The sequence below is a fragment of the Desulfosarcina sp. genome, assembly GCF_033791525.1.
In the GTDB taxonomy this organism is placed as follows: Bacteria; Desulfobacterota; Desulfobacteria; order Desulfobacterales; family Desulfosarcinaceae; genus Desulfosarcina.
Window position 1 is genome coordinate 1 of the sequence record NZ_JASJGN010000450.1, and the last position, 5908, is coordinate 5908.

The following is a 5908-nucleotide window of genomic DNA, read 5'->3' on the forward strand; positions in this document are numbered from 1 at the left end:
TTTCATACCATAGAAGTTTCATTTCCAACGGATTTGTAAAAAGCCCGAGATCAAGGCTTGCGGGCCGCGAAAGCGAGCTTAAGCGAGCGAATGTAAAACCGATCAAGATCCTTACGGCGAACATTCATGTTCCATCCTGAGGAATGAGGTGTCCTTACGGTACGCTGCAGTGACGAAGGATGAAGCGTAACGCAGATATTGGACTTTTTACGAATCCGTCAATAATTAAAACATCCATTTTCATAGATGGTTGTCCGGCGTCCGTCGGCCAGGTGCGCTACCACCCGCTTCTTTTCGGTGTTGACCAGGTCCCAGTGAAGCGCCGAATCATTGAACCCCAGCCTGGCTTTCTTTTCTTTGGTAAGCGACTGCACATTCCCGCTGTAGGTATCGGCATAGCTGGCGCCAAGGGCCACATGACAGTTTCCCCAACGGCCGCCGTAATTTTCATCGAACAGGGTGCTGGCCATAAACCGGTTGATTTTTGAAAATCGCTTGTCGGTCAGAGAAAATTCGCCAAGCCTGGACGCGCCGCGGTCCATTTTCAGCTGCTTTTGTATGAATTCGCTGCCGGATTTGGCAAGAGCGGCCACGGCCACCCCCTTTTTAAAGGTCAGCTTCACCCCTTTAACCAGGTTCCCGCTGCGGTAAGAGGGCTGATCGGCATAATACACCCCGCTGGTCCCCCGCCAATCCGGGGAGACAAACAACTCAAAGCTGGGGATGTTGTGGCCTGAGATGCCGATCCATTGTCGCTGTTCACCGGGTGTGATCTTAAGATCAACCCTGGCGGACTCGATATGGTAGTATTTTACCGCCATGCTGTTCATCCACTGTTTAATTACCGCGGCATTTTTAAACACCGTTTTCCATTGTTTCACCGGATCGCGCCGGTTTAAAAAGCAGGCCTTGACGATTTGTTTGGCATAGTCTCCGTCGGCCAAACCGGCGTGGTGAGCCAGTTCAGCAGTTGGAAGCATGCACAGGGTCCAGCTGAAAAGCCCGACCTGTTCGCGTTTTTCAAGGATATCCCGCAAAAATTTTTTGGAAAGGGTGAACCGGCTGATCTTTTTCGGATCGATGCTGCTCAAATGGGTAATTGACGCCGGGGCGTGGAGGAAAATGGAACCATTGAGGTTCCGATACAGCTCCGCTTCCCCGGGCGGGTCAAATACCAACTGGCGGCGGTTGGCCAGACCATAGAAATTCTTTTCCATCCTCGGGGTCGGGTTCATGCGGCGCACCGGGTTCAATCCCATTTCGAGAATCCTGCTTTCAAGGATTTCCGCCAGACGAATCGCGTCCAGGTTAAAACGGACCAATACCACATCGCCCTTTTTAAAGGGCTTGCTGCGTGCGGTAGTCAGTCCCCACAGCAATACGTCGGCATAGCGTTTCAGTTGCGTGTCGGTGAGCATGTTGTTTCCCTGGGGTCATTGATTAGTGGTTGTCTTTTAAAAAATAGCGGTGGTATTCAGGCTCCGTGAGGTGTTTACGCAACAAGCCGGAGAGCAAATCAAAAATGGCCTGGCGATCTTCGTTCGTTAGCCGCGTTCTGAGCAGCGTCATCAACTGGTCATCCGAAAATTTCTGAAGATAGTAGGTCACGGCATCCATGTCGGATTCAGGATTGAGACCGAATCCGATAAACCCATCGAATTCTTCAATAAAACGGTGTGAGTGATCAGCCATGGTCATTTCCTGCGGGTTAGAAGAAAAAGATCGATCAACCATAATTGAAATGCGTGGACAGGTCAATACGGACACGGCCCGCTATACGGGACGATTCAGGTGCCGTGACGGTTGCCTGCATGAGCGGGACAATGTTTCCGGCCTGTTAAAAACAATGGAATTGGGGTTGATGTCCATTACCCTTTTGGTTTATAGAAAGGTAAATTCATTGGGCATTTCCTAACCCCTCATAATCAGTTCAACGGACGCTGTGGAGGCACGGCAATGAAGTGGAAAGATACGGGAGACGGCGAAGCTGCAAAACCAGAGAAAAGCGACCCCTATTACGAGGATGACGGCTACGCTTCATTTAAGGAAAAAGGCTTGAAGAAGGCCACCATTCTCTCGGGCAGTCCGGTGCGATATCTGTACTGGGGGATAGGCATCGCGGGTGCCGTCGGCGTCGTGCTGCTGGTGATGCTTCTTTTTTCAAACATCAACGAACCCACCGACCAGGCAACCCTCAGCGCACTGGAACAGAAAATCGAACTACTGGAACAGCGACTGGAAAAATACGATGGCGTGGATGAAAAAGTCACCCGCATCTGGGAGCAAGCCAAGTCGTTTGAAACGTTTAAAACCCGGTTTGATCGATCGGAAGCCTCCATGTCCCTGAGAATGGACCACCTGGCGATGAGCTTGGATGCCCTGCAAAAGAAAACCGACATAACCCTGAAGAAGGTCGGCAATCTTGAAAAGGGGGCTGCACCGCCGGCTGCTTCGGCCAACCCACCACCGGTGAAGAAGACGGCGACGGTGAAGAAGACGGCGACGGTGAAGACCCACACGGTGGCTGCCGGTGATACCCTCTTCAGCATCAGCCGGCGGTATAACCTGTCGGTAAAAAAACTGAGATCCATTAATAAATTGACTGAAAAGACGGTGATCCATGTGGGCCAGACGCTCACGGTGAGTTCACCCGACGATTGAACCGCGATAGCGAATGCGTTCCCAGTCGCTTCTCGGCGCGAAGCAAAGATCCCGCTCATCGGGGCGGCGGGGTTAGTGAGCGAACTGGAATCGATATATATCCCTACGGTGAACCCTCCCCGCGGCTTGCCGCGGGGAGGGTTCAATCAGGGAGACTATCCCGACCATGAGAGTTTCGTAAAAAGCGCTTAATCGGCCATTTATAAGGGTAGAATCCCTATTAAAATGTGGGCGGCGTCTGGTTGCCGCAACGTTGGCGTGACCCGACCTCGCTTGCCCTTGAAATGGCCAGAACCGCTTGGTTTTCCTGCAGTCTCGACGGTCCCGGAGGTAGCAGAATGACCGGCCAAACAAAGATGAAGAAAACTGACTTTCAGGATTTCCTCCGGGGGCTGGACCAGCAATCCTATGGCTCATACAGGCGTTTGAAAAATACCTGCATTGCCCTGGATGACTGCATTTTATGTTTCCGACACATTCAGGGGAGCCCTGGTGCCATGCCGGCGTCGGTGTGTGAAGTCAAGTTGCCGGCATCGGCTTACCCCATGCCCGGGTGGGCCCTGTCAAATCAAGATAGATCCATGGCCGCCGCCGACTTTGTGTTGCGGTCCTTTACCTGCGGGGTAAAGATGTTTGCACGGCAGAACAGAGGGGTTGACGGCAGCGGATCCTACCAGTGTTCGGAAATGCCGCAGCAGATCCTAGCGAGGAATACTATAACGTTTGACGCAACGGCAATATCGATTTTGTTCCGGGTCAGCCTTCCCGGCAGCCGATCAAAGAAGGTGCTCGCCGGTGAGGTCGAGGCGATGTTCTGTGGGGAGTTGGTTAATATCGTAGAGCGGGTAAAAGATGATATATCCGATTGCCAGCGGCTCAGGGCGCAATGCGAACTCGTTGAGGACATGCGGCATGTGCAGGACCGGTTGGGAGAAGATGGCCTGGTTGCGTTTATTGCAGATGGGTCGATACTGCCACGGGCGTCAGGGGTGTCGGACAAGCCGGCCAACCGGGGTGCCATTCCTTTCAGGGCGCCGGACGAAGCAGCCGTTGTTCTTAATTTCCCGAACACAGGCAAAGTACGGGGCCTTGGCATCCGCAAAGGCGTTACCGTGTTGATCGGGGGCGGGTTCCATGGCAAGTCGACCGTTCTCAATGCCACGGGCAAGGGGATTTATCCCCATGTTGCCGGTGACGGCAGAGAGCGGGTGGTTGCCAGCAAAAAGGCAATGATGGTCTGTGCGGAAGACGGCCGCTCCATTCAGGGGCTTGATATTTCACCATTTATCAGTGCCCTGCCGGAAAAGGCGGATCCCGGGATGTTTTTCACGGAAAATGCCAGCGGCAGCACATCCGAGGCAGCCGCGATTGTTGAGAGCATGCTGGCCGGTGCCGACCTCCTGCTCATCGATGAAGATTCCTCTGCCACTAATTTTCTCATGCGGGACCGGCATATGCGAAAACTCATCCCGGAAGACCCGATCACGCCACTTTTAGACAGGGTGCGCCAGCTTTACGGAGAGCATCGGGTAAGTACCGTTATCATTGCGGGTGGGAGCTCGGATTACCTGGGGGTGGCAGACCATGTCATTGCCATGCGAGATTATGAGCCGGTTGACATGACTGCCGAGGCCAGGGCTCTCAACCTTCCCCAAACCCATCCGCCGGCAGGCCCGTTGACGCTTTTCGACAGGCGACAGCTGTTACCGGGCAATTTTGATCCGCTTTATATCAATGAACGCATGAACAAGCAGGTGCCGGTCCGAATCAAAGCACTGCGGGGGCAGGAACTCGAAATCATCGAGTATGGTAAAGACTTGATCGATGTTCGATCGCTGAAAGGGATCGTTGATGCCGATCAGATGCTTACCATCGGCTATTGCCTGCTTCTTGCCAGGCGATTGGATCTGGCGACAAAGGCATGCTCCCCCGCCGTTTTGGCTCGAAAGGTGATCCATGTGGTCCGCGAAAACGGTCTGGACGTACTACAGCCCCCCCAGTCTCCTCCCGTCTTTTTTGCCGAGACCCGCCTACTTGAACTGGCCGGCGCAATCAATCGCCTGCGCAGCCTTGTCGTTCAAGTCGATGGACAATGAGGCCGCCGATTGCTTATCGCAGGGTATGCCTTTTCTTGACATCCTTCATGCGGGCCTTACTCGTTAATTACGGAAGGGTAACCCAACCATGACTGATCATAAGGTAAGAACGTGCCCAAAATGTGGCCAATCGCTACCAACCCACTAACCAATCAGGAGGTTGACCGATGCGCTGGAAAGACTTGTTTTCACCCATCACGCATATGGACACCAAGCAGGTGGAATTGTTTATCGAATCACAGCCTGAAGGCACCTATACGCTTTTGGATGTGCGGCAACCCAGGGAGTACGAAAAGGCTCACATCCCCGGCAGCAAATTGATCCCCTTGCCCCAGCTGTTGAACCGCGTGGCGGAACTGGATCCTGAAAAGCCCGTCATCGTTTATTGAGCCGTGGGAGCACGCAGCCGTGCCGCTGCGCAAATCCTGTCCGGGCAGGGATTCAAGTCGGTAAACAATTTCAAGGGTGGAATAAAGGCCTGGAAAGGGCATTCGGTGAGGGGTTCTGAAAAGATGGGCATGACCTTGCTCAAAGGAAATGAGCGCCCCGCTGAGATTATCGGCCTGGCTTACGCACTGGAGGAGGCCTTACGACAGTTCTATACATCCAGCGCAGCGGCGACGGACGATCCGGACGTATCTGCGTTGCTGAATCAATTGGCCGATATCGAGACAAACCATAAAGATCGCCTGTTCAATCTATACCGATCGATCGAGGACACCCCCGTCGACAAGGAAACCTTTGAAGCCCAGAGTGATTCCCATGTTATGGAGGGCGGTTTTACAGTTGATGATTTCAACGCCCAAAACCGGTCCGGGCTGCAAACGACGGAAGAGGTGCTCAGTCTGGCAATGATGGTGGAAGCCCAGGCCATGGATCTTTACCTGCGGTATGCCGACAGGCGCGTTGATCTCGAAGCCAAAAAGATCCTCTGCCAAATCGCGGATGAAGAAAAAGCCCATCTGCATTCGCTGGGTTCCATGCTGGAGCAGAAGATCTGAGACATTTCACCCCAACGTTGTAAAAGCTGGAGGGCTTCAGAGCCAAGGCGTCAAGGGTGAAGCTGTAATCGGCTACCGCGATCCCTTGACAACACGGGATCTGAAGTCCTCCAGCTTTCCTGGAAGGTAAACACAATGAGAAAAACTGAG

6 protein-coding genes are annotated in these 5908 nt (G+C 53.3%); 4 read left to right on the forward strand and 2 right to left on the reverse strand.

Translation table 11 applies throughout. From position 1 onward, the window contains the following. Positions 1 to 218: 218 nt before the first annotated feature. Together QNK41_RS21280 and QNK41_RS21285 are read right to left on the reverse strand one after the other, a co-directional pair. Positions 219 to 1418 carry an aminopeptidase gene (locus QNK41_RS21280; RefSeq protein ID WP_319261335.1) on the reverse strand — a complete coding sequence of 400 codons (1200 nt, stop codon included), beginning with the start codon at positions 1416 to 1418 and terminating at the stop codon, positions 219 to 221. A 22-nt stretch (positions 1419 to 1440) separates the two neighbouring features. Then, the gene (locus QNK41_RS21285; RefSeq protein WP_319261339.1) at positions 1441 to 1692 is read right to left on the reverse strand and encodes a cytoplasmic protein; all 252 of its coding nucleotides are present in this window, start codon (positions 1690 to 1692) and stop codon (positions 1441 to 1443) included. A gap of 264 nt (positions 1693 to 1956) precedes the next feature. Here QNK41_RS21285 and QNK41_RS21290 point away from each other — a divergent pair, with 264 nt between their 5' ends. The 4 genes from QNK41_RS21290 (at position 1957) to QNK41_RS21305 (ending at position 5758) form a co-directional block, all read left to right on the forward strand. Beyond that, positions 1957 to 2661 carry a LysM domain-containing protein gene (locus tag QNK41_RS21290; protein ID WP_319261342.1) on the forward strand — a complete coding sequence of 235 codons (705 nt, stop codon included), beginning with the start codon at positions 1957 to 1959 and terminating at the stop codon, positions 2659 to 2661. Positions 2662 to 2999: 338 nt separating this feature from the next. Further along, the gene (locus QNK41_RS21295) at positions 3000 to 4757 is read left to right on the forward strand and encodes an ABC-ATPase domain-containing protein (RefSeq protein WP_319261344.1); all 1758 of its coding nucleotides are present in this window, start codon (positions 3000 to 3002) and stop codon (positions 4755 to 4757) included. A gap of 167 nt (positions 4758 to 4924) precedes the next feature. Beyond that, positions 4925 to 5146 carry a rhodanese-like domain-containing protein gene (locus tag QNK41_RS21300; RefSeq protein ID WP_319261347.1) on the forward strand — a complete coding sequence of 74 codons (222 nt, stop codon included), beginning with the start codon at positions 4925 to 4927 and terminating at the stop codon, positions 5144 to 5146. Positions 5147 to 5149: 3 nt separating this feature from the next. Next, entirely contained in the window at positions 5150 to 5758 is a 609-nt protein-coding gene (locus QNK41_RS21305) for a ferritin family protein (protein WP_319261350.1), read from the forward strand. Positions 5759 to 5908 lie beyond the last annotated feature (150 nt).